At 46.7% G+C, this 20,745-nt stretch carries 19 protein-coding genes; all 19 read left to right on the top strand.

What is annotated here, in order from left to right:
- The first annotated feature begins 29 nt into the window (after window positions 1-29).
- The 19 genes from aroC (at window position 30) to SSIN_RS03030 (ending at window position 20,578) form a co-directional block, all read left to right on the top strand.
- Complete coding sequence (gene aroC, locus SSIN_RS03120) at window positions 30-1,196, top strand: chorismate synthase (protein WP_037615632.1); 1,167 nt, start codon at window positions 30-32, stop codon at window positions 1,194-1,196.
- 48 nt (window positions 1,197-1,244) lie between these two features.
- Window positions 1,245-2,351 carry a prephenate dehydrogenase gene (locus tag SSIN_RS03115; protein ID WP_037615631.1) on the top strand — a complete coding sequence of 369 codons (1,107 nt, stop codon included), beginning with the start codon at window positions 1,245-1,247 and terminating at the stop codon, window positions 2,349-2,351.
- 22 nt (window positions 2,352-2,373) lie between these two features.
- The gene (locus tag SSIN_RS03110) at window positions 2,374-2,712 is read left to right on the top strand and encodes a YlbF/YmcA family competence regulator (RefSeq protein ID WP_037615630.1); all 339 of its coding nucleotides are present in this window, start codon (window positions 2,374-2,376) and stop codon (window positions 2,710-2,712) included.
- Between the two features lie 370 nt (window positions 2,713-3,082).
- Window positions 3,083-6,370, top strand: a complete 3,288-nt coding sequence (gene rexB, locus SSIN_RS03105; RefSeq protein ID WP_037615629.1) for an ATP-dependent nuclease subunit B — start codon at window positions 3,083-3,085, stop codon at window positions 6,368-6,370.
- Window positions 6,367-10,038 (top strand): helicase-exonuclease AddAB subunit AddA, encoded by a 3,672-nt coding sequence (gene addA, locus SSIN_RS03100; RefSeq protein ID WP_037615627.1) that lies wholly within the window; start codon window positions 6,367-6,369, stop codon window positions 10,036-10,038. The genes rexB and addA overlap by 4 nt, the downstream gene beginning before the upstream one ends.
- Before the next feature lie 140 nt (window positions 10,039-10,178).
- Window positions 10,179-10,484 carry a DUF4298 domain-containing protein gene (locus SSIN_RS03095; protein ID WP_037615625.1) on the top strand — a complete coding sequence of 102 codons (306 nt, stop codon included), beginning with the start codon at window positions 10,179-10,181 and terminating at the stop codon, window positions 10,482-10,484.
- Window positions 10,485-10,915: 431 nt separating this feature from the next.
- Window positions 10,916-11,992: a histidinol-phosphate transaminase gene (gene hisC, locus SSIN_RS03090; RefSeq protein WP_037615621.1), complete on the top strand. Its 1,077-nt coding sequence runs from the start codon at window positions 10,916-10,918 to the stop codon at window positions 11,990-11,992.
- Window positions 11,993-12,000: 8 nt separating this feature from the next.
- Entirely contained in the window at window positions 12,001-12,987 is a 987-nt protein-coding gene (locus SSIN_RS03085; protein ID WP_037615648.1) for an ATP phosphoribosyltransferase regulatory subunit, read from the top strand.
- Window positions 12,984-13,628, top strand: coding sequence for an ATP phosphoribosyltransferase (hisG, locus tag SSIN_RS03080; RefSeq protein ID WP_037615618.1), 645 nt, complete (start codon window positions 12,984-12,986; stop codon window positions 13,626-13,628). The genes SSIN_RS03085 and hisG overlap by 4 nt, the downstream gene beginning before the upstream one ends.
- Complete coding sequence (hisD, locus tag SSIN_RS03075) at window positions 13,625-14,917, top strand: histidinol dehydrogenase (RefSeq protein WP_084578609.1); 1,293 nt, start codon at window positions 13,625-13,627, stop codon at window positions 14,915-14,917. The genes hisG and hisD overlap by 4 nt, the downstream gene beginning before the upstream one ends.
- An 11-nt stretch (window positions 14,918-14,928) precedes the next feature.
- A complete protein-coding gene (gene hisB / locus SSIN_RS03070; RefSeq protein ID WP_037615615.1) occupies window positions 14,929-15,513 on the top strand; it encodes an imidazoleglycerol-phosphate dehydratase HisB in 585 nt (194 codons plus the stop codon).
- A gap of 32 nt (window positions 15,514-15,545) precedes the next feature.
- A complete protein-coding gene (hisH, locus tag SSIN_RS03065; RefSeq protein ID WP_037615611.1) occupies window positions 15,546-16,169 on the top strand; it encodes an imidazole glycerol phosphate synthase subunit HisH in 624 nt (207 codons plus the stop codon).
- Complete coding sequence (gene hisA / locus SSIN_RS03060) at window positions 16,147-16,869, top strand: 1-(5-phosphoribosyl)-5-[(5-phosphoribosylamino)methylideneamino]imidazole-4-carboxamide isomerase (protein WP_037615600.1); 723 nt, start codon at window positions 16,147-16,149, stop codon at window positions 16,867-16,869. The genes hisH and hisA overlap by 23 nt, the downstream gene beginning before the upstream one ends.
- A gap of 2 nt (window positions 16,870-16,871) precedes the next feature.
- The gene (gene hisF, locus SSIN_RS03055; protein WP_037615596.1) at window positions 16,872-17,630 is read left to right on the top strand and encodes an imidazole glycerol phosphate synthase subunit HisF; all 759 of its coding nucleotides are present in this window, start codon (window positions 16,872-16,874) and stop codon (window positions 17,628-17,630) included.
- Entirely contained in the window at window positions 17,630-17,974 is a 345-nt protein-coding gene (hisI, locus tag SSIN_RS03050) for a phosphoribosyl-AMP cyclohydrolase (protein WP_037615595.1), read from the top strand. Before hisF ends, hisI begins: the two co-directional genes overlap by 1 nt.
- A gap of 132 nt (window positions 17,975-18,106) precedes the next feature.
- The gene (gene hisE / locus SSIN_RS03045) at window positions 18,107-18,421 is read left to right on the top strand and encodes a phosphoribosyl-ATP diphosphatase (RefSeq protein WP_037615594.1); all 315 of its coding nucleotides are present in this window, start codon (window positions 18,107-18,109) and stop codon (window positions 18,419-18,421) included.
- 32 nt (window positions 18,422-18,453) lie between these two features.
- Window positions 18,454-19,203 (top strand): PHP domain-containing protein, encoded by a 750-nt coding sequence (locus tag SSIN_RS03040; protein ID WP_037615593.1) that lies wholly within the window; start codon window positions 18,454-18,456, stop codon window positions 19,201-19,203.
- A gap of 114 nt (window positions 19,204-19,317) precedes the next feature.
- On the top strand, window positions 19,318-20,037 hold the full coding sequence (budA, locus tag SSIN_RS03035) for an acetolactate decarboxylase (protein WP_037615591.1): 720 nt from the start codon (window positions 19,318-19,320) through the stop codon (window positions 20,035-20,037).
- A gap of 52 nt (window positions 20,038-20,089) precedes the next feature.
- Window positions 20,090-20,578, top strand: coding sequence for a flavodoxin family protein (locus SSIN_RS03030; protein ID WP_037615589.1), 489 nt, complete (start codon window positions 20,090-20,092; stop codon window positions 20,576-20,578).
- The last annotated feature ends 167 nt before the right edge of the window (window positions 20,579-20,745 follow it).

Here is a 20,745-nt window from a genome sequence, read left to right as displayed (position 1 = left end):
CTTCCCATCCCAGAAATAGGAGAAAATGTATGAGATACTTAACTGCAGGAGAATCCCACGGACCACGTCTGACAGCTATTATTGAGGGAGTGCCGGCTGGTCTTCCTCTGACCGCTGACTATATCAATGCTGAGCTCAAGCGTCGTCAGGGCGGTTATGGCCGTGGTGCCCGCATGAAGATTGAAAGCGACCAAGTCGAGATTACGTCTGGGGTTCGGCATGGCTTGACCATGGGCGGTCCGATTACCCTCAATGTCACTAATCTGGATCATCAGAAATGGCTGGATATTATGAATGTAGCGGATGTCGAAGATGAGAAAAAGGGGCTGCGCAAGATTACCAAGCCGAGGCCCGGTCACGCTGACCTAGTTGGTGGGATGAAGTACCGCTTTGATGATTTGCGAAATTCCCTAGAGCGTTCTTCTGCCCGCGAAACGACTATGCGTGTAGCAGTCGGAGCAGTAGCCAAGCGTTTGTTGGAAGAAATCGGTGTAGAGGTGGCTAGTCATATCGTGACCTTTGGTGGCATTGATATTGATGTGCCAGACAATCTGACTGTAGCAGAGATCAAAGAAAGAGCTGCTCAGTCGGAGGTTTCCATTGTCAACCCCGAGCGCGAAGAAGAAATCAAGGCCTACATTGATCAAATTAAGAAAGACGGGGATACCATCGGCGGTGTCATTGAGACTGTCGTTGGCGGTGTGCCAGTCGGTCTGGGTTCTTATGTCCAATGGGACAAGAAACTGGATGCCAAGATTTCTCAGGGAGTTGTGTCCATCAATGCTTTCAAGGGAGTAGAGTTTGGTGTGGGCTTTGAAGCTGGCCGTCTCAAGGGCAGTCAAGTCATGGATGAAATCCTCTGGTCGGAGGAAGACGGCTTCACTCGCCGAACCAATAATCTAGGCGGTTTTGAAGGCGGTATGACCAATGGTCAGCCCATCGTGGTGCGTGGGGTCATGAAGCCAATCCCTACCCTTTACAAGCCATTAATGAGCGTAGATATTGAAACGCATGAGCCCTACAAGGCGACAGTAGAGAGGAGCGATCCGACGGCTCTGCCAGCAGCAGGTGTTGTTATGGAAAGCGTAGTGGCAACAGTTCTAGCTACAGAAGTACTGGAGAAGTTCTCTTCGGACAATCTGGAAGAACTGAAGGATGCTGTAGCCCGACATCGAGAATTTGTCAAGAACTTTTAGGAAAATTCCAATGAAATAACTGAGCCATTTAAAAACCAAGGAGTGAAAATGGAGAAAAAAAGAGTCTATATCGCAGGTCTTGGCCTGATTGGAGCTTCGTTGGCTTTGGGCATCAAGCGTGACCATCCTGAGGTTGAAATTCTTGGCTATAACCGCAGTCCGGAATCACGCCAGATTGCCTTGGAACGTGGAATGGTAGATCGAGTGACGGATGATTTTGTGACCTTTGCACCTCTTGCTGATGTGATTATTCTGGCGGTACCTATCAAGCAGACGATTGCTTTCCTGGAAATGTTGGCTGGCCTAGAACTGAAGGAAGATGTTATCATTACCGATGCTGGCTCAACCAAGTCAGAAATTGTCGCGGCAGCAGAGAATTATCTGCAGAATAAGCCCGTCCGCTTTGTCGGTGCTCATCCCATGGCCGGTAGCCACAAGACCGGAGCCAGAGCAGCGGATGTTAATCTCTTTGAGAATGCCTATTATATCTTTACGCCTTCCAACCTGACCAAGGTGGGGACCATTGCTGAAATGGAGGAACTGTTGAGCGGTCTTCACGCTCGCTTCATCCAAGTTGATGCTGCAGAACATGACCGAGTGACCAGTCAAATCAGCCATTTTCCGCATATTCTGGCTTCCAGCCTCATGGAGCAGGCCGGGGCCTACAGCCAAAACCATGAACTGACCCAGTCCTTTGCAGCTGGGGGCTTCCGAGATATGACTCGGATTGCTGAAAGTGAGCCGGGCATGTGGACTTCCATTCTTTTGACCAATCCTGAAGCAATCTTGGAGAGGATTGAAGACTTTAAGGAGCGTTTGGATCAGGTAGCCGCGGATATTGAGGCTGGGAATGAAGATGCCATCTGGCAGTTTTTTGACCAAGGCCGACAGATTCGCAAGTCTATGGAAATTCACAAGCGAGCTGGTGTAGATAGTTTCTATGATATCTTTATCAATGTTCCTGACGAGGAAGACGCCATCTTGGGAGTTTTGGAACGTTTAAGAGGAACCTCTATTGTCAACATTCGCATCAATGAGGAAAATCGCGAAGATATCAACGGAATCTTGCAGATTACCTTTAAAAATCGTGAAGATTTGGAAAAATCTGCTAAAATAATCAGAGAGCAAACAAATTATCAAGTCTTTTTAGACTAATCTAGAAAATGGAGAACGATTTATGGCAAATATCTATGATTTAGCAAATGAACTCAGTCGCAGCCTGCGGGAACTTCCAGAGTACAAAGCGGTTGCTGAAAGCAAAAAAGCTGTGGACGCGGATAGTGAAGCAAAAACCATTTTAAATGAGTACCTTGCTTTTCAGCATGAATTGCAAGTAATGGCTCAAACAGGTCAAATGCCTACCAAAGAAGTTCAGGATAGAATGACCTCTTTTGGAGAAAAAATTCAGAGCAACTCAGCTTTGACGGACTTCTTCAATAAGCAACAGCAACTATCCATCTATCTTGCAGATATTGAGAAGATTATTTTTGATCCGGTTCAAGATTTGCTCAAATAAACTTAAAAGAGGCTGGGACAAAAGTCCGACCTCAAATATAAAAAGCGAACAAAACTAGTTTTCTGGTAATCAGAATTCTGCTTTGTTCGCTTTTTGCATTTAATTATAGATTTGAAGGGCTTAATAATTAAGATTTTTAAAAATTGAAATCTTTTTGTCCCAGCCTCTTTTTGGGGATTATAAGGCTGAAAGTGTGTCTGAATGACAGTGAATTTTGAGTTATTAGGTCTAGAATTGATTTGTCGACAGCAGTCATCTAACAATATATAATCTTGGTCTAGCTAGCCTTGTGTTTTCACCTTTTGAGTCATGAGTTTTCGCTTCAAACATGATATAATGTTTCTATATTTTGTTGTTGAAAAGAGACGGTATGAAATTACTCTATACGGATATCCGCAGTCCTTTGACGGCGCATTTGACTAAGCAAGCTCAGGACTTGGCAGCGGCCGGCAAGCGGGTCTTTTATATAGCGCCCAACTCGCTTTCTTTTGAAAAGGAGCGAGCAGTTTTGGAGGCATTGGAAAATCACGCGTCCTTTGCTATTACGGTGACACGTTTTACCCAGATGGCTCGGTATTTTGTCCTCAATGATGTTCAGGAAGGACAGCCCTTAGATGACATTGGTCTAGGCATGTTATTTTATCGGATTTTATCGGAAATGGATGACCGGGAGCTCAAGGTTTATGGACGGATCAAGAAGGATGCACAATTTATCCAGCAACTGCTAGACCTTTATCATGAGCTTCAGACAGCCCAGATGACCTTCGCAGATTTGAATTATCTAGAAGAGCCAGAGAAGCGTGAGGATCTGCTCAAGATTTTCACGGCTTTTTCGGTTGCTCTTCAGGCGGGAAATTATGATGCGACCTCTAAGCTCACAATTTTCGCTCAGCATATTCTAGCTGGTGATCTGGATGAGGAATTGGGCAATCTTGCGCTGGTTATCGACGGATTTACCCGCTTCTCAGCAGAGGAGGAATATCTAGTGGATTTGCTGCACCGCAAGGGAGTGGAGATTGTCATCGGCGTTTATGCCAGTCAAAAAGCCTATCGCTCCGCTTTTCGTGAGGGTAATCTTTACCAAGCCAGCGTGGACTTTTTGCTCAAGTTGGCTCAAACCTATCAGGTCAAGCCAGAGTATTTATCAGACGATCTAGGTCAGGTTGATGATACCTTTGGCAAGATTTCCAAGATTCTAGAGAGTCGCTATGATTTTTCTGAAACCCATGTGGAATTGACTGAGGAGGATCGGTCTCATTTACAGATTTGGTCGGTTCGCAATCAAAAAGAGGAACTGGAATATGTGGCCAAGTCCATCCGTCAGCGGCTCCATGATGGCGCCCGCTACAAGGATATCCGTCTGCTTTTGGGTGATGTGGAGGCCTACCAGCTCCAGCTGAAGACCATCTTTGACCAATATCAGATTCCCTTTTATTTGGGGCGGTCTGAGTCCATGTCCCAGCATCCTTTAGTCCAATTTTTAGAGTCACTGGAACGGCTGAAACGCTATAATTTTCAGACGGAAGATTTGCTCAATCTTCTAAAAACTGGTCTTTATGGTGGCTTGAGTCAGGAGGAGCTGGATAACTTTGAACAGTACCTTCGCTTTGCTGATATTAAAGGGGTAGCTAAGCTAGGGAGAGATTTTACCATTAATCGTCAGGAGAAATTTGACCTGAAGCGGCTCAATGCTATGCGTCGGAGTCTTATCACGCCTCTGTTGGATTTTTTCAAATCTCGTAGTCAGACAGCGGCTGGTCTCTTGGCTAAATTTACTAGCTTTATCAAAGAGGTTCGCCTGGATGCCAATCTGACTGATCTGCTGGAAGGAGTAAGTCAGCAGGAACTAGAACGGCAGGATGAAGTCTGGAAAACTTTTTGCCATGTCTTGGAGCAGCTTGCACAGGTGTTTGACGGCAGTAAGCTCAAGCTGGATGATTTCTTGGCTCTGATCCTGTCTGGTATGCTTCTGGCCAAGTACCGAATGGTGCCGGCGACAGTGGATGTGGTGACAGTTCAGTCCTATGATTTGATTGAGCCCATGGCTGCGCCTTATGTCTATGCTATCGGACTGACGCAGGAGCGCTTGCCCAAGTTAGCGCAAAATAAAAGTCTGCTCAGTGACGAAGAACGGCAGAGATTAAATCAAGCGACTGGGGACGAGTCTGAGTTGCAGGTAGCCAGCAGGGAAAATCTCAAGAAAAACCGATTTGCAGCGTTATCTTTACTTAATTCAGCGACAGAAGATTTGGTTCTGTCTGCCCCTGTCTTGATCAATGAAGTAGAGGATGCCATGTCTTCCTATCTGACGGAGCTGGGAATAGCGCCTATTTCCCTGCCCATTATCAGCAAGCGGCCACAGGCTAGTAGCGACGATATTGGGACTTATCGGGCTTTGTTGGCGCGCGTGATTGACCTCTATCAGGAGGATATTGACCGTGAATGGACGCCGGAGGAGCAGACTTTCTGGGCAGTGTCAATCCGAGTCTTGCGTAAGAAGTTGGCGGCTGAGGGAATCTCTATTCCCCAGATTAGCAAGGAGTTGAAGACGGAGACTCTCAAGGAGGAAACACTCCAAGCTCTTTATCCTAAAGAACAGCCTTTGAAACTGTCAGCCTCTGCCCTCAATGAATACTTTAAAAACCAGTATGCCTATTTTCTTAAGTATGTCTTGCGGTTGCAGGAGGAGTGGACGATTCAGCCGGATGCGCGCAGTCACGGGATTTTCCTCCACCGAATCTTTGAAAAAGTTATGAAGGAGCACTTGGAGCAGGACTTCGACACTCGCTTGCAACGGGCTATGGAGGAGACTAGCTGGGAGGCTGAGTTTGAAGCGGTCTATGGTGAAAATGGTGAGACCCAGTTTGCCCGCCGTTTGCTATTGGATACCGCTCAGGCTACTGGCCGTATCTTGGCTCAGTCTGAGGGGCTGGAGATCATTGGTGAGGAGACTGACTTTGGTCATGATGATCGGCCTTTCTTGCTTTTGGATAATGGCAGAGTTCTTCAAGTGAGCGGCAAGGTGGATCGGATTGATCGTCTGACTGAGACGGGGAGTCTGGGAGTTGTGGATTACAAGTCTGGCGATACCAAATTCAGCTTTGAGAAGTTCTTTAATGGGCTTAATTCCCAGCTGCCGACCTACCTAGCAGCTATCCGAGAAATGCCAGAATACCACGAGGACAAGGGACTTTTCGGAGCCATGTACCTACAGATGACGGAGCCTCTAGCCAGCCTCAAGGAGACCAAGGTACTGGACGAGGCTGTGAAGCAAGTCATGAAAAGTCAGGTTTACAAAGGCCTCTTTCTGGCTGACCAGACCAAGAACTTGGGAGCTAACTATGAGAAAAGCAAGGTTAATCTGCTGACTAAGGAAGAATTAGAAGTGATTTTGGCCTACAATGCCTACCTCTATCAGCAAGCCGCAGAAGGCGTTTTAGCTGGCCGTTTTGCCATCAATCCTTATACAGAAAATGGGCGCAGTATTGCCCCTTACGTGGACCAGTTTAAGGCCATTACAGGCTTTGAGGCCAATCTCCATCTGGGGCAGGCTAGAAAGCTGACCAAGTTAAACCTGGATCAATACGATAAACGGCCGACAGGCGAGAAGCTGTGTCAAGCCTGGATAGAAAAAATCAAGGAGGAGTTGGACAAATGAGACGGATTCCCTTTTTAAACGAGCAGGATATCCTAGTCAAGCAGGCTGAGGAAGCTGCCTCTGACAAGCCACAAAAGCGCACACCAGAGCAGATCCAGGCCATCTACTCCTCTGGTCAGAATATTCTTGTTTCGGCTTCGGCTGGCTCTGGTAAGACCTATGTTATGGTTCAGCGGATTATTGACCAGATTCTCAGAGGTGTGGAAGTGAGCCAACTCTTCATCTCCACCTTTACTGTCAAGGCAGCAGGTGAGCTCAAGGAACGGCTGGAGAAGGAGCTGAGTCTGGTACTCAAGGAGACTCAAGATCAGGAATTCCGCCAGCATCTGGCCCAGCAGTTGGCTGAGATTGCCAATGCGGATATTGGCACCATGGATGCCTTTACCCAGAAAGTGGTCAATAAGTACGGCTATTTGCTGGGGCTGGCACCGCATTTTCGGATTTTACAATCGGCCAGTGAACAGCTTATGCTACAAAATGAAGTCTTTGACCAGCTGTTTGATGCCTATTATGATAGTGATCGACAGGAATTATTCAGCCGCTTGGTCAAAAATTTCACTGGCAAGCGCAAGGACATTGCTGGTTTCCGCCAGCAGATTTATAGTATTTATAGTTTTCTCCAGTCTACCAGCAATCCGCGGAAATGGTTGGAGGAAACCTTTCTTCTAGGTTATGAAACCAGTGATTTTGGAGCAGAGCGGGAGCGAATACTATCTGGAGCTAGGCAGTCTTTGCTAGATTTAGAAGATTTTTTCCAGAGCCATCTAGCTCATGAAGGCCAAGCCTTTGCTGGGGCTAAATATCAGGAAAATGTTCAGGCGGCCTTAGATATCTTGGCTGAGCTGACAGAGCAGACTGGATCTGAGCAGTTGCTAGACCTAATTCAGCGCTTTTTAGAATTAGCCAAGACCTCTAACCATCAGGCTTTTACTGCCCGAGTTGGCAAGAATGCGGACGAGCTCAAAAAAGAGCTAGCTCAGACCTATAATGAAGCCCGCAAGCCCTTGATAGAGAGAATTAAAGAGCTGGATGTCCGCCTCTATCATCTGAACTTTATGGAGCAGCATCAGGTGGAAGCTCTTCCCCTACTGGATTTGTTGCGAGATTTTGTCCGAGATTTTTCATACGCTTATCTGGAGCGCAAAGTAGCGGAAAATGCCTTTGAATTTGGTGATATAAGCCATTTTGCTATTGAAATTTTAGAAAATTATCCAGAAGTGCGGCGTTTTTATCAGGATAAGTACTATGAGGTGATGGTCGATGAGTACCAAGACACCAACCATACTCAGGAGCGAATGCTGGAATTGCTGGCTCGAGGAAATAATCGCTTTATGGTCGGCGACATTAAGCAGTCCATCTATCGATTTCGCCAGGCTGATCCGCAGATTTTTAACGATAAATTTAAACTCTATCAGGCCGATCCTAGTCAGGGCAAGCTGATTATCCTCAAGGAAAATTTCCGCAGTCACATCGAGGTGCTGGAAGCGACCAATGATGTTTTTAAACGACTCATGGACGAGGAAGTCGGCGAGATTGACTACAATGAGACCCACTACTTGGTGGCGGGAAATCCAGCCAAACGGGAGCCCAATCCAGCCAATCAGGCGGAATTTCTGCTTTATGACGGTAGCGCTGATAGCGAAGAAGAGGATTCTGACCAAGGTCTGCCCAGCATTTCAGCGGGTGAGGTAGCCTTGGTAATCAAGGAAATCATCCGCCTTCATAATCAAGAAGGAGTGGATTTCAAGGACATGACCTTGCTGACAGCTTCGCGGACCCGCAATGATCTGATTTTGGCAGAGTTTGACCGGCATCATATCCCGATTGTGCCGGATGATGGCGAGACCAATTACCTCCAGTCAGTAGAGGTTATGGTGATGCTGGATACCTTGCGAACCATTAACAATCCTCTCAATGACTATGCTCTGACTGCCCTTCTCAAGTCACCGATGTTTGACTTTGATGAGGACGAATTAGCTCGGCTAGCCTTGCAAGCCTCCAGTACCAAGTCTATGGAAAATCTCTACGAAAAGCTGAGGAATGCTCTGGCTGATCAAGGTCTGGAACCTCAGCTCATCCATGGTGACTTGCGCAAGAAACTGCAGCATTTCCAGACAACGCTGGATGACTGGCGCAGCTATTCCAAGACTCATTCTCTCTATGATTTAATCTGGAAGATTTATCAGGATCGTTTTTACTATGATATGGTAGGGGCTCTGCCAAACGGTGAGCAGCGTCAGGCTAATCTCTATGCCCTGTCCTTGCGGGCCAACGACTATGAAAAGTCGAGTTTCAAGGGGCTATCCCGCTTTATCAGCATGATTGACAGAATTTTGAAAAATGAGCACGATTTGGCCAGTGTCCCTCTGGCTGCTCCGAAAAATGCTGTCCAGCTAATGACTATCCATAAGAGTAAGGGCCTGGAGTTTAAGTATGTCTTTTTGCTCAATATGGACAAGGCTTTCAATCGTCAGGATAGCAGCTCTGCTATTATCCTCAGTCGGAAAAAAGGCATCGGAATCAAATATGTGGCCGATGTGGTCGTTGAGGCTCAGAATCCTTATGCTCCCAAGCAGCTGCGGATTTCCATGGAGACCTTACCCTATCAGCAGAATGCTGAAGAACTTAAGCTGGCTAGCTTGTCTGAGCAGATGCGTCTGCTCTATGTGGCCATGACTCGGGCTGAGACCAAGCTTTATTTGGTCGGCAAGGGAAATCAAGCCAAGCTCCAAGAGCGCAAGTGGGGAGGCAGTCAAAATAGCCGCTTATCCAGCAGTCTCCGTAGCCAGCTGACCAATTTTCAGGATTGGCTCTATGCTATCCAGTCTGTGTTTGAGGGGGAAAATCTGGCTTATCAGACCCGCTTTGTGACCGATCAGGAGCTGACAGACGAGCAGATTGGCGTAGTAGAGCAGACTGACCCCATTCCGGTAGATGATTTGACTGGCAACCGTCAGTCAGAGGATATTCGTCGGGCTCTGGATATCTTGGAGAATGTAGACCGGCTCAACAGCCTCTATCAAGCAGCTATTGAATTGCCTAGTGTCCGCACACCTAGTCAAATCAAGAAATTCTATGAGCCGGTTATGGACTTAGAAGGGCTGGACATTATGGATGCGCCTCGAAGCTATCAGCCCCAGCTGTCTTTTGAACTACCAGACTTTGGCAAGAAGAAGCAAGTCACAGGAGCTCAAATTGGCTCTGCTGTCCATGAGCTCATGCAACGGATTCCGCTGGATCAGCCTGTCACTAAGACTAGCATTCGCCAAGCCTTGGCTCAGGTTCAGGCACATTCGGTGGTCAAGAAAGAGATTGATTTAGCTAAGATTGAGGCCTTTTTCGCTACAGAACTGGGTCAGCTAATCCAGCAGCAGGCCAATCATCTCCATCGTGAAGCACCTTTTGCCATGCTCAAGCAGGATCCAGCCAGCGGTCAAAACTTTGTGGTTCGGGGAATCTTGGATGGCTATTTGCTCTTTGATGACCGTATTGTCCTCTTTGACTATAAGACTGACCGCTATCATGAGCCGACAGAGTTGGTGGAGCGCTACCGAGCTCAGCTGGACCTCTATGCCGAAGCGCTCAGTCGTTCCTATGACCTTAGCCAAGTAGACAAGTATTTGATTCTACTGGGAGGAGCGGAGCTGCAGGTGGTCAAGGTGGACTAGTTTTGACAAAAGGTGAAAAGATTGATTAATCCTATGTTATCCTTCGGATTCTATTTATAGAAAGATAGATCGTTTAAAAGTTTGTGCATAAATGTACGCAAGAATAGTATGACTAGGAATAATCTGGAAAGGAGCTAGCTATGTCTCAACTGCAACGAATCCAAAAAATGGAAGAACATCTGAATAAATATTCTCAGGTCTTGGCGAAAGCTCAGGCAGCTTTAGCTGAGCTGGAGCGCTGTCAGTCAGATTATATCCAGCTGCGGGACTACTACACCAGTCAGGATTTTTTCGATGATCTGGCATTTTCTAATGGATCAGACTTTCCTACGGATGTAGCCTGCGGTGTCCTAGCCGAAGATACTGTTTATGACCTGATGGACGAGCATTTCCAGACCGCCCTGACCTTGTTGGACTTATCCAGTGCCATGCTGAAAGAGCGATAAAATCCTATTTAATGTCATTATGAAAGAAATGGAAAATTAATTTTTTTCCATTTTTCTCTTGCTTTTTCATAAAAATTCAGGTAGAATAATCAAAAATAAATTGAAAGCGATGAGAGAACTTGTTTAAGAAAGACTAAAAAATAAAGAACAGAGAGTGCCGGTAGCTGAAAAAGCACACCATTCTTAAACGTCACATTCTTGAGTGCGGATGCGAAATCACAGTAGTGTCCGACGGCTGATTCCCGTTACGAATCTGGAGTCTCGTACTCTGTGAGGGTTCTCAGGCGACTGAGGACCGAATAAAGGTGGAACCGCGTGTCAACGTCCTTGCAAGATAGATTTTTTGCGAGGGCTTTTTATTATATTCTAAACAACAGATGATTGAAACCGATGTGTACTGATGAATAGCGATGTGAAAGCGAGGTAGTAGTATGATCAAACTAAAAGGTCTCAGGCAGATTCAGCCCTATGTGGCAGGGCAGCAGCCTCAGGAAAGCAATATGATTAAGCTCAATACCAATGAGAATGCCTACGGTCCCAGCCCCAAGGTGGCAGAGGCCTTGCGAAGCTTTGATGCCCATGAGCTGCGGCGCTACTCTAGCCTAGATCAGGCAGCTCTTTCTCAGGCCTTAGCAGTCAATCTAGGTGTCAGCCCTGACCAGCTTATTATTGGCAATGGGAGCGATGATATCCTGTCCATGGCCTTCTTGGCCTTCTTTAATAGCGGTGAGCCAATCCTCTTTCCTGACCTAACCTACGGATTCTATAAGGTTTGGGCGGATCTCTACCATGTGCCTTTTAGGGAAATACCGCTGGCAGAGGATTTTACGGTGCGGACGGCCGATTATCTGGGGGGAAATGGTGGTATTATCCTAGCCAATCCTAATGCTCCGACAGGGATTTACAAGTCTCTGGAAGAATTGGAGGAGATTTTGGTGGGCAACCCAGATGTGGTGGTTGTAGTGGATGAGGCTTATATTCACTTTGGTGGTCAATCTGCCCTACCCCTGCTGGAAAAGTATTCCAATCTCTTTATCACTCGGACTTTTTCCAAGGATGCGGCCTTAGCTGGCCTGCGGGTGGGTTATGGCATTGGTCATCCAGACTTGATTGCTGTTATGAAAGCAATCAAGGACTCTATCAATCCCTATTCGGTGGATATGCTGGCAGAGCGCTTGGCTCTTGCGGCAGTAGAGGATTGGGCCTATTACCAAAAGACCGGTCAAGCCATCCAGGAAACTCGGGACTGGTTTGCGACAGAACTGTCCATGCTGGATTTTCAGGTTCTGCCCAGTCAGACCAATTTTATCCTAGTAAAGCCTAGTCAAATTCCTGCGGCAGCCCTTTTTCAAGAACTCCAAGAGCGCAAAATCTATGTACGCTATTTCCCGAAAGTAGCGCGTATCAAGGACTACTTGCGCATTTCCATTGGCAACCAAGAGGAAATGGAGAGGGTGCTGGCAGCCATCAAAGATATTATCAGAGCAAGTGAGGAAACCAGCCTATGAACCTGCCTATCAATAAAATAACCCTCCCCAATGGCATGCACGACAAGCTCTTTAAGCGAGCTCGTGTAACCTATGAGATTGAGCATGCAATCAGCGATTTTCTCATAGCTCAGGGATTCAATCGGATTGATACGCCAACCTTGGAGCACTTTGAAGTTTTCAGCGATCAGGTGGAGCCTTACCATTATCATCTTTTTGATAAGAAGGGGGAATTGCTGGCGCTGCGGCCGGATGTAACCAGCCAGATTGGCCGAGTAATCGCTTCGACGAGAGTCCATACTCCGACTAAATTTTCTTACTCTGGCAAGGTTTTTCATTATCATGAGGAGCTACGCGGTTTGTTAAATGAGCAGAGTCAGGCTGGTATCGAAATTATTGGCTATCCAGCCAGAGAGGCTGTGCTGGAAGCTATTCAGTCAGCCAAACAGGCTTTAGATCTGGCACAAGTTCAGTCCTATCAGTTTGAGTTTTCTCATGCAGCAGTGCTAGAAACAGTCTTAGTTACTTTGGATTTGGACCAGCCTGAGGAGGATCAACTATTGGATCTAATCCGTCGGAAAAATATGACGGGACTGTATGAATTTACAGCTCGCAGACCGAGTTCCTTTGATCGATTGCTTCAGGAGCTGCCCAATCTCTTTGGTCCCAGTCAGTTTGTATTAGAAAAAGCACGGAAATTAATTGAAAACGAAGAGCTTCTCCAAGCCCTTGAAGAGATTGAATGGATTTTAGACAAAGTATCAGATTTATTTCCTCAGACAACAATCGATCTAGGTCAAGTTCCAGATCTTCCCTACTATACCGGTCTGACCTTTAAGGTTTTCGGTGACCGAGTGCCCGACGCCTTTCTGTCTGGCGGTCGCTATGACAAGCTCTTTGAACGTTTTGGAGCAGAGGAATTGACGGCTATTGGCTGGTCCTTGAATATCGACAGTGTCTATCAAGCTATCCACGATGATCTTCCGGATGAGGCGGCAAAGGAGGCGAAATCATGAGTCAGATTACGATTGCCCTGACCAAGGGGCGGATTGAGAAAGATACGATTAAATTGTTAAGTCGGGCTGGCTTTGATCTGAGCTTTATGGCAGACAAGGGACGCAATCTCATTTTTGAAAGTCCAGACGGCCGTTTTCGTTTTCTGTTGGTTAAGGGACCAGATGTGACCACCTATGTGCGCCACGGAGTAGCTGATTTGGGGATTGTTGGTAAAGATATTCTCTTTGAGCATCCGACCGGCTATCTGGAGATGCTGGATCTGAACTTTGGCCTTTGTAAATTTTCTTTGGCCTCAGTGCCCAGCTATGATCCGCATGATCACAAGCGCAAGCGGATTGCGACAAAGTACCCGACAGTGGCGACTGATTATTTTAATCAAAAGGGAGAGGATGTAGAAATTATTTCCATTCAGGGCAGTGTGGAAATCGCACCAGTTTTGGGCTTGGCGGATGCTATTGTCGATATTGTGGAGACTGGCAATACCCTAGTAGCTAATGGTTTGGTTGTTTTTGATGATATCTGTCGAGTTTCAGCTCGGCTCATTGCCAATCAGGCTTCCTTGAAAAATAACCCAGACCTGATGCCCTTTGTCGCAAAGATTGAATCCCTAGTAGGAAGAAGAGAGGTGGCTTTTAAATGACAATTATCAAGCGTTTGAGTGGAAGTAATGAAGAAATTTCACGAATTTTATACGAAGAGCAGCTGCAGCTCAGCCAGCAAAACTTAGATGTAGAAGAAACGGTGGCTGAGATTATCGAAACGGTTAAACGAGATGGTGACCAAGCTTTAAGGAACTATACCAAGCTCTTTGATAAGGTTGAGGTGACAGATTTTGAGATTGGGCAGGAGCTGATTGACCAGGCCTTTGAGGAGATTGACCCAGAGGTCTTGGTCGCACTGAAAAATGCCCAAGCTAATATTGAATCTTACCACCGCCAGCAGTTGGAGACTGGTTTTGAGGATAGTCCGAGTGAGGGTGTTATTCGTGGTCAGTTGATTCGGCCGATTGAGCGGGTCGGCACCTATGTACCCGGCGGCACCGCAGCCTATCCTTCCTCCGTCCTTATGAATGTTATCCCAGCCAAGATTGCCGGTGTTAAAGAAATTATCATGATCACACCGCCACAGGAGCATTTTACCCCAGCGATTCTGGTTGCAGCAAAATTGGCGGGTGTTGATCGGATTTTTCAAGTGGGCGGTGCTCAAGGTGTGGCAGCTTTGGCCTACGGGACTGAGACCATTCCCAAGGTGGATAAAATTACTGGGCCGGGAAATATCTTTGTGGCAACAGCCAAAAAAATGGTTTATGGCCTTGTGGGAATTGATATGATTGCCGGTCCTTCTGAGATCGGAGTCATTGCGGATCGTTCAGCCAGTCCAGTTTATGTGGCGGCAGATCTTCTATCTCAGGCTGAGCACGATAAGCTGGCTCGGGCTATTCTGGTGACTGACTCAGAGGAGCTGGCAAATCAGGTCGAAGTAGAGCTGGACAGACAGCTGAAAGAGCTGCCACGAGAGGAAATCGCGCGTGCTTCTATTGAAAATAACGGTCGTATCATCCTTGCACCTTCTAAGGAAGCCATGTTTGAGCTCATGAATCAGGTGGCACCTGAGCATTTAGAGATTGCTATGGACGATGCCTACAGCTATCTGGATCAGGTTGAAAATGCTGGCTCAGTCTTTCTGGGGCATTATACCAGTGAGCCAATCGGTGATTACTATGCGGGAGCCAATCACGTCTTACCGACAACCAGCACCAGCCGTTTTTCATCAGCCTTGGGTGTCCATGACTTTATCAAGCGCATCCAGTACACTCAGTACAGTAGAGAAGCCGTCTGGGCAGCGGAAAAAGATATCACCAAGCTGGCTTATGCGGAAGGCTTGCAGGCTCACGCCCGAGCCATCGAATCCCGCAGGCTGGAAAAATAGGAGGAAAAGTTATGAGACAAGCTGAAATCAAGCGCAAAACACAGGAGACCGATATTGAACTGGCTGTCAATCTCGACCAACAGGAGCCGGTAGCTATCGAGACCGGTGTCGGATTTTTTGACCACATGTTGACCCTCTTTGCTCGCCACAGTCGGATTTCTCTGACAGTTAAGGCCGAAGGCGATCTCTGGGTGGATAGCCACCATACGGTAGAGGATGTGGGCATCGTGCTGGGTCAGGCTTTGCGTCAGGCTCTGGGAGACAAGGCTGGCATTAACCGCTATGGCACTAGCTTTGTGCCCATGGATGAAACGCTAGGTATGGCTAGTTTGGACTTATCAGGCCGTTCCTACCTAGTCTTTGACGCAGCCTTTGACAATCCCAAGCTAGGGAGTTTTGACACTGAGCTAATAGAGGAATTTTTCCAAGCCCTAGCCTTTAATCTGCAGATGAATCTGCACTTGAAAATCCTGCATGGCAAGAACAGCCACCACAAGGCTGAGAGTCTCTTTAAAGCGACTGGACGAGCTCTGCGCGAGGCTATTACGATCAATCCAGAGATTCATGGGGTTAATTCGACCAAGGGAATGCTCTAACCCCCATTTCTCCACTTAAAAAGGAAACAGATATGATAATTGTAATTGATTATGATGCAGGCAATACAGCCAATGTGTTGCGGGCTTTGGCTGCTATTGGTGCAGAAGCTAGGCTGTCTGCTAATCCGAAGGAAATTTTAGCTGCTGATGGCTTGATTTTGCCGGGAGTTGGTGCCTTTCGGACGGCTATGCAGGAGCTGCAGAAGCGTGATTTGATTGGTCCTATACAGGAGGCTGTATCTGGCGGAAAGCCCTTCTTGGGTATCTGCCTAGGCATGCAGCTCTTACTGGAGGTCGGGCTGGAAAATGGACAAACTTCAGGGTTGGGCTTTATTCCCGGTGTCTGCCGTCGGATTCCAGATCGGGCTGGTCTGCCTGTGCCTCACATGGGCTGGAATGACTTGCAGATTCAGCAGCCGTCTGCTTTAACAAATCGCTTGCAAGGGGAGGCTGTTTATTTTGTCCATAGCTACTATACAGATGTTCCAGAGGAGTACTTGGATGTGACGGCTGATTATGGGCTGCCAATTCCTGCCATGATTCATAGAGGCTCGGTCTTTGGCTGTCAGTTTCACCCAGAAAAGTCAGGTGCTGTCGGTCTCGGTATCCTAGAGAAGTTTAAGGAGTATGTCTATGAAAATACTACCCGCTATTGATATCAAAGACGGCCAAGCCGTCCGCCTTTTTAAAGGGGATTTTAGTCAGAAGACGGTAGTCAATCCCGATGTCTTGGAGCAAGCTCGAGTTTTCAAAGAAGCCGGGGTTACCATGATTCATGTGGTTGACTTGGATGGAGCCTTAGAAGGTTGGGCTGCAAATCGTGATTTGATTGCCCGTATCAAGGCGGAGACAGGACTGGCCATCCAAGTCGGTGGCGGTATCCGCAGTCTAGAACAGATTGAAGATTACCTAGCGGTCGGAATTGACCGTGTCATCATTGGATCCATGGCAGTCAAGAATCCGGCCTTTGTAGAAGCGGCTCTCCAGTGTTTTGGCAGTGATAAGATTGTTGTTGGTATTGATGCTAAAAAGGGTCTGGTTGCAACCGAGGGCTGGCTGGAAACCAGCGACCAAGACTATGTCAGTCTGGCTCTGGCTATGGAAAAAATCGGTGTTCGGCTCTTCGTCTATACAGATGTGGATCGAGACGGAACTCTGACCGGTCCCAATATCCAGCATTACCAAGAATTGCTGAAAGCTCTAAAACAAGCTCGGGTCATTGCCTCTGGAGGTATCCAATCAGCAGAAGATTTAGAGGAGCTGAAAAAGTTGGGCTTGGCTGGTGCCATTGTGGGCAAGGCTTACTATCAGGGAAATATCTCACTAAGCCAATTAAAGGAAATAGACGAGGATTAGCTATGCTGAAAAAACGAATCATTCCCTGTCTGGATGTTAAGGACGGCCGGGTAGTTAAGGGGATTAACTTTGTCAATCTGACCGATGTCGGAGATCCGGTCGATGCTGCCAAGGCTTATTACGAGGCTGGCTGTGACGAGCTGGTTTTTCTGGATATTACGGCTACCCATGAGGAGCGGGACACGACGGTCGAGATGGTTCGGCGCGTGGCGGAGCAGGTCTTCATTCCCTTTACTGTCGGTGGTGGCATTCGCACGGTTGAGGATATGAATAAGATGCTCAAAGCTGGGGCGGATAAGGTGGCAGTTAATTCCTCGGCAATAGCCAATCCTCAACTTTTGGCGGACTGTGCTGAGAAATTCGGCAGTCAATGTGTAGTGCTGGCTGTTGATGCTAAGAAAGAAGCGGATGGCAGCTGGCATGTCTATCTGGCTGGCGGTCGCAAGGACAGCGGTCGGGATCTTTTAGATTGGGTACAAGAAGCCGTCCGTCTGGGGGCGGGAGAGATTCTTCTGACCAGCATGGACAAGGACGGGACCAAGTCTGGTTTTGATTTGCCTATGCTGGAAGCCGTTTCTCAAGTCGTATCGGTACCTATTATTGCTTCGGGCGGAGCAGGCAATAGTCAGCACATTCTAGAAGTTTTTGAAAAGACTGCGGCAACTGGAGCATTGGCGGCTTCGATTTTCCATTATGGTGAGGTTTCTATCGCAGAGACCAAAAAAGCCATGCAGGAAGCCGGATTGGAGGTGCGCATCTGATGACAGAAGTAAAACTGGATTTTCAAAAGCAAGGCGGCCTCATACCTGCCATTATCCTAGACCACACCAGCAAAGAAGTACTCATGCTGGCCTATCTCAATGAAGAAGCCTACCAGCTGACCCGCACTAGCGGACAGATGTGGTACTGGAGCAGGTCACGTCAGGAGCTTTGGCATAAGGGAGCCACCAGCGGCCACTATCAAACTGTCAAAAAAATCACAGCTGACTGCGACCTAGATACTTTGCTGATTGAAGTCGAGCAGCTAGGAGCAGCCTGCCATACGGGTGCTAAGTCCTGCTTTTTCCATAAAATCTGGGATGAAGAAGACGGCAAAACTGACTAAAAGCTCCCTTGCTTTATTTTAGTACTTGGTGAATGCAAATATAAAACGAAGAAGTCAGCATCAAGATACCAGTATGCCATCGGAAAGAATTGATTTGTATAGTAAAATCAGAATTGTAATAAAGGAGATATGATGCTAGAAAACCTCTATCAAGAAGCCCTCAAACGCAAAAAAGAGCCCAAGGAAGGCTCCTACACCAGCTATCTCTATGACAAGGGGCTGGACAAGATTCTCAAAAAGGTCGGTGAAGAAGCGACGGAGGTAGTCATTGCGGCTAAAAATGCTGACAAGGATGAGATTGCCAATGAAACAGCTGACCTGCTCTATCATCTGGCGGTCGCCCTAGTCGAGACTGGGGTCAGTCTGAATCAGGTGGAGGCTGTCCTCCAAGCTCGTCAGGGCAGGCAAAGTCGGATTCATGACCGACCTGAAATTGATAATTACTAAACGGATACGAGATTAGCAGAAAGGCAGCAAGCATGCGTGACAACCATCTTCATACTTATTTTTCCTATGATTCCGAGGCGGATTTCTGTGACTATCTGGACCATTATGAGGGCGAGATTGTCACCACCGAGCATTATGATTTGTCCAATCCCTACCCTTACCAAGCTGCCTCGCCCCATGATGATGTGCCAGACTATGAGGCCTATTCAGCAAAAATAGCAGAGCTGAACCAGCAATATGACAACCGCATCAAAAAGGGCATTGAAATCGGCTATTATGCTCCGCGTAAGGACGATATTTTGGCTTTCCTAGCGGACAAGGATTATGACCTCAAGCTCCTGTCTGTCCATCACAATGGCAGTTTTGACTATCTGGAAGTTCCGGTCTTGCAGCTGGACAAGATGGAGCTGGTTCCCCGCTACCTAAGAGAGCTGGAAGAGGCTATTGAGGCTGTGCCAGCAGATGTCTTAGCCCACTTCGACTATGGTTTCCGAAAATTTGCGCTTACCGTAGAGGAGTTAAAAACTTTTGAACCAGAGCTGCGACAGCTTTTTCAAAAGATGATTGATTATGGTCTGGCCTTTGAGCTAAATTGCAAGTCCATGTATCTTTACGGTCATGAGGAACTCTATATCTATGCTCTTTCGCTAGTCAAGGAGCTGGGCGGTCAGCGCTTTTCAGTTGGCTCCGACGGTCACAAGCTAGAGCATTTTCGACTTAAGTTTGACCGCGTGGCTCAAATCCTCGCTGATGCCGGTATTGAGGAAGCCCAATTGATTTAAAGCATCCCGCGGCCTTCTCCATCATCTACTAAACGCATTTTTTGAATTTCAATCAGAATATGATATACTTAAGTGAATTAGAAAATACAAAAATTTGTTGATGTAGGAGAAAAAATGGCAGAGCCAGTGAAATTATTTCAGTATAATACTCTGGGAGCTTTGATGGCTGGACTTTATGGAGGGAGTATGACAATTGGTGAGCTCCTGAAATACGGCGATTTGGGGATTGGTACACTGGATTCCATTGACGGGGAGTTGATTGTTCTTGATGGGAAGGCCTATCAGGCGAAAGGTTCTGGAGATGCACCAGAAGTTGTGGAGGTCTCAGATGATGTGACTGTTCCTTACGCTGCGGTTGTTCCCCATCAGGCGGAAGTCATTTTCCGGCAGCGTTTTGAAATGACAGATGCAGAGCTGGAAAAGCGGATTGAATCCTATTATGATGGGGAAAATCTATTTCGCTCCATCAAGATTCACGGGGACTTTGCTCACATGCATGTGCGGATGATTCCAAAATCAACCTCAGAAAAAAAGTTTGCTGAGGTGGCAGTGAGTCAGCCAGAGTACCATGCAGACAATGTTTCTGGAACCATTGTTGGATTTTGGACACCCGAAATTTTTCACGGTGTCAGTGTAGCGGGATATCATCTTCACTTTATTTCGGACGACCATACCTTTGGTGGTCACGTATTGGATTTTGTTATAAAAGAGGGGATCGTGGAGCTGGGAGCCGTAGATCAGTTGGATCAGCGCTTCCCAGTCCAAGATCGCAAATACCTTTTTGCCAAGTTCAATCTTGATGAAATGAAAGAAGATATTCATAAAGCGGAGTAGTTTTTGAACGAAAAGTGTAAATTTTTATAAGGAAAATTAGATTGGAGCAGTCATGATTTATTTAGTAAATGCCAGTCCAAATAAGGACGGAAATAGTGTAAAATTTGCTAAGAAATTTCTAGCTGGAAAAGAATTTGAAACCGTACACTTAGTGGATTATCATATTGAGCAATATGGTCAAAAAGCAGAGCAGGATCAGTTCTTTCAAGTATATGAAAAGTTAAGTCAAGCGGATGTCCTCGTTTTCACAAGCCCGATTTATTGGTGGTCATTTTCTGGACTCCTCAAGACATTCTTAGACCGCGTTGCAGATGTGCCTTATCCGACTGAAGCACTGAAAGAAAAGCAGGTGTTCTTCCTTCTCCAAGGCTCACAACCAAGCAAGGAAGTAGAAATGCTAGACTATGTTATGAATCGTTTTTGTAGTAATTATGGTTTGCAATACCAAGGCCTAGCTGTCAGTGATTACGAGCTAAACGAGATTGAGGGCTGGGAACTAGCTCCTCTGCAGGAAAAATTAGCACAAGTTGTCGAAAAATAATAAAGCTAAAGCAAAAGATTTCTGATTAGTAATCTACTTGGGAAACTAATTTCAAATGCTGAAATAGGATAAAAAAACGAACAAATATCATTTTGGTAAGAGAACCAATTTGAATTTGTTCGTTTTCTTGCTTTATTTTGACAAGCTCTTAGACTGAATCGCTCGAA

The sequence above is a fragment of the Streptococcus sinensis genome, from assembly GCF_000767835.1.
GTDB lineage: Bacteria > Bacillota > Bacilli > Lactobacillales > Streptococcaceae > Streptococcus > Streptococcus sinensis.
The sequence above is the reverse complement of the archived record's forward strand: the minus strand, read 5'-3'. Positions and strand labels throughout refer to the sequence as shown.

Bases quoted from the DNA above. Each gene is read 5' to 3' on its own strand.
- hisA (WP_037615600.1), top strand. From the start codon at position 16,147: ATGAAAATACTACCCGCTATTGATATCAAAGACGGCCAAGCCGTCCGC.
- SSIN_RS03110 (WP_037615630.1), top strand. From the start codon at position 2,374: ATGGCAAATATCTATGATTTAGCAAATGAACTCAGTCGCAGCCTGCGG.
- SSIN_RS03040 (WP_037615593.1), top strand. From the start codon at position 18,454: ATGCGTGACAACCATCTTCATACTTATTTTTCCTATGATTCCGAGGCG.
- hisD (WP_084578609.1), top strand. From the start codon at position 13,625: ATGACAATTATCAAGCGTTTGAGTGGAAGTAATGAAGAAATTTCACGA.
- hisE (WP_037615594.1), top strand. From the start codon at position 18,107: ATGCTAGAAAACCTCTATCAAGAAGCCCTCAAACGCAAAAAAGAGCCC.
- SSIN_RS03115 (WP_037615631.1), top strand. From the start codon at position 1,245: ATGGAGAAAAAAAGAGTCTATATCGCAGGTCTTGGCCTGATTGGAGCT.
- aroC (WP_037615632.1), top strand. From the start codon at position 30: ATGAGATACTTAACTGCAGGAGAATCCCACGGACCACGTCTGACAGCT.
- hisI (WP_037615595.1), top strand. From the start codon at position 17,630: ATGACAGAAGTAAAACTGGATTTTCAAAAGCAAGGCGGCCTCATACCT.
- hisC (WP_037615621.1), top strand. From the start codon at position 10,916: ATGATCAAACTAAAAGGTCTCAGGCAGATTCAGCCCTATGTGGCAGGG.
- hisH (WP_037615611.1), top strand. From the start codon at position 15,546: ATGATAATTGTAATTGATTATGATGCAGGCAATACAGCCAATGTGTTG.
- hisF (WP_037615596.1), top strand. From the start codon at position 16,872: ATGCTGAAAAAACGAATCATTCCCTGTCTGGATGTTAAGGACGGCCGG.
- budA (WP_037615591.1), top strand. From the start codon at position 19,318: ATGGCAGAGCCAGTGAAATTATTTCAGTATAATACTCTGGGAGCTTTG.
- SSIN_RS03030 (WP_037615589.1), top strand. From the start codon at position 20,090: ATGATTTATTTAGTAAATGCCAGTCCAAATAAGGACGGAAATAGTGTA.
- SSIN_RS03095 (WP_037615625.1), top strand. From the start codon at position 10,179: ATGTCTCAACTGCAACGAATCCAAAAAATGGAAGAACATCTGAATAAA.
- hisB (WP_037615615.1), top strand. From the start codon at position 14,929: ATGAGACAAGCTGAAATCAAGCGCAAAACACAGGAGACCGATATTGAA.
- hisG (WP_037615618.1), top strand. From the start codon at position 12,984: ATGAGTCAGATTACGATTGCCCTGACCAAGGGGCGGATTGAGAAAGAT.
- addA (WP_037615627.1), top strand. From the start codon at position 6,367: ATGAGACGGATTCCCTTTTTAAACGAGCAGGATATCCTAGTCAAGCAG.
- rexB (WP_037615629.1), top strand. From the start codon at position 3,083: ATGAAATTACTCTATACGGATATCCGCAGTCCTTTGACGGCGCATTTG.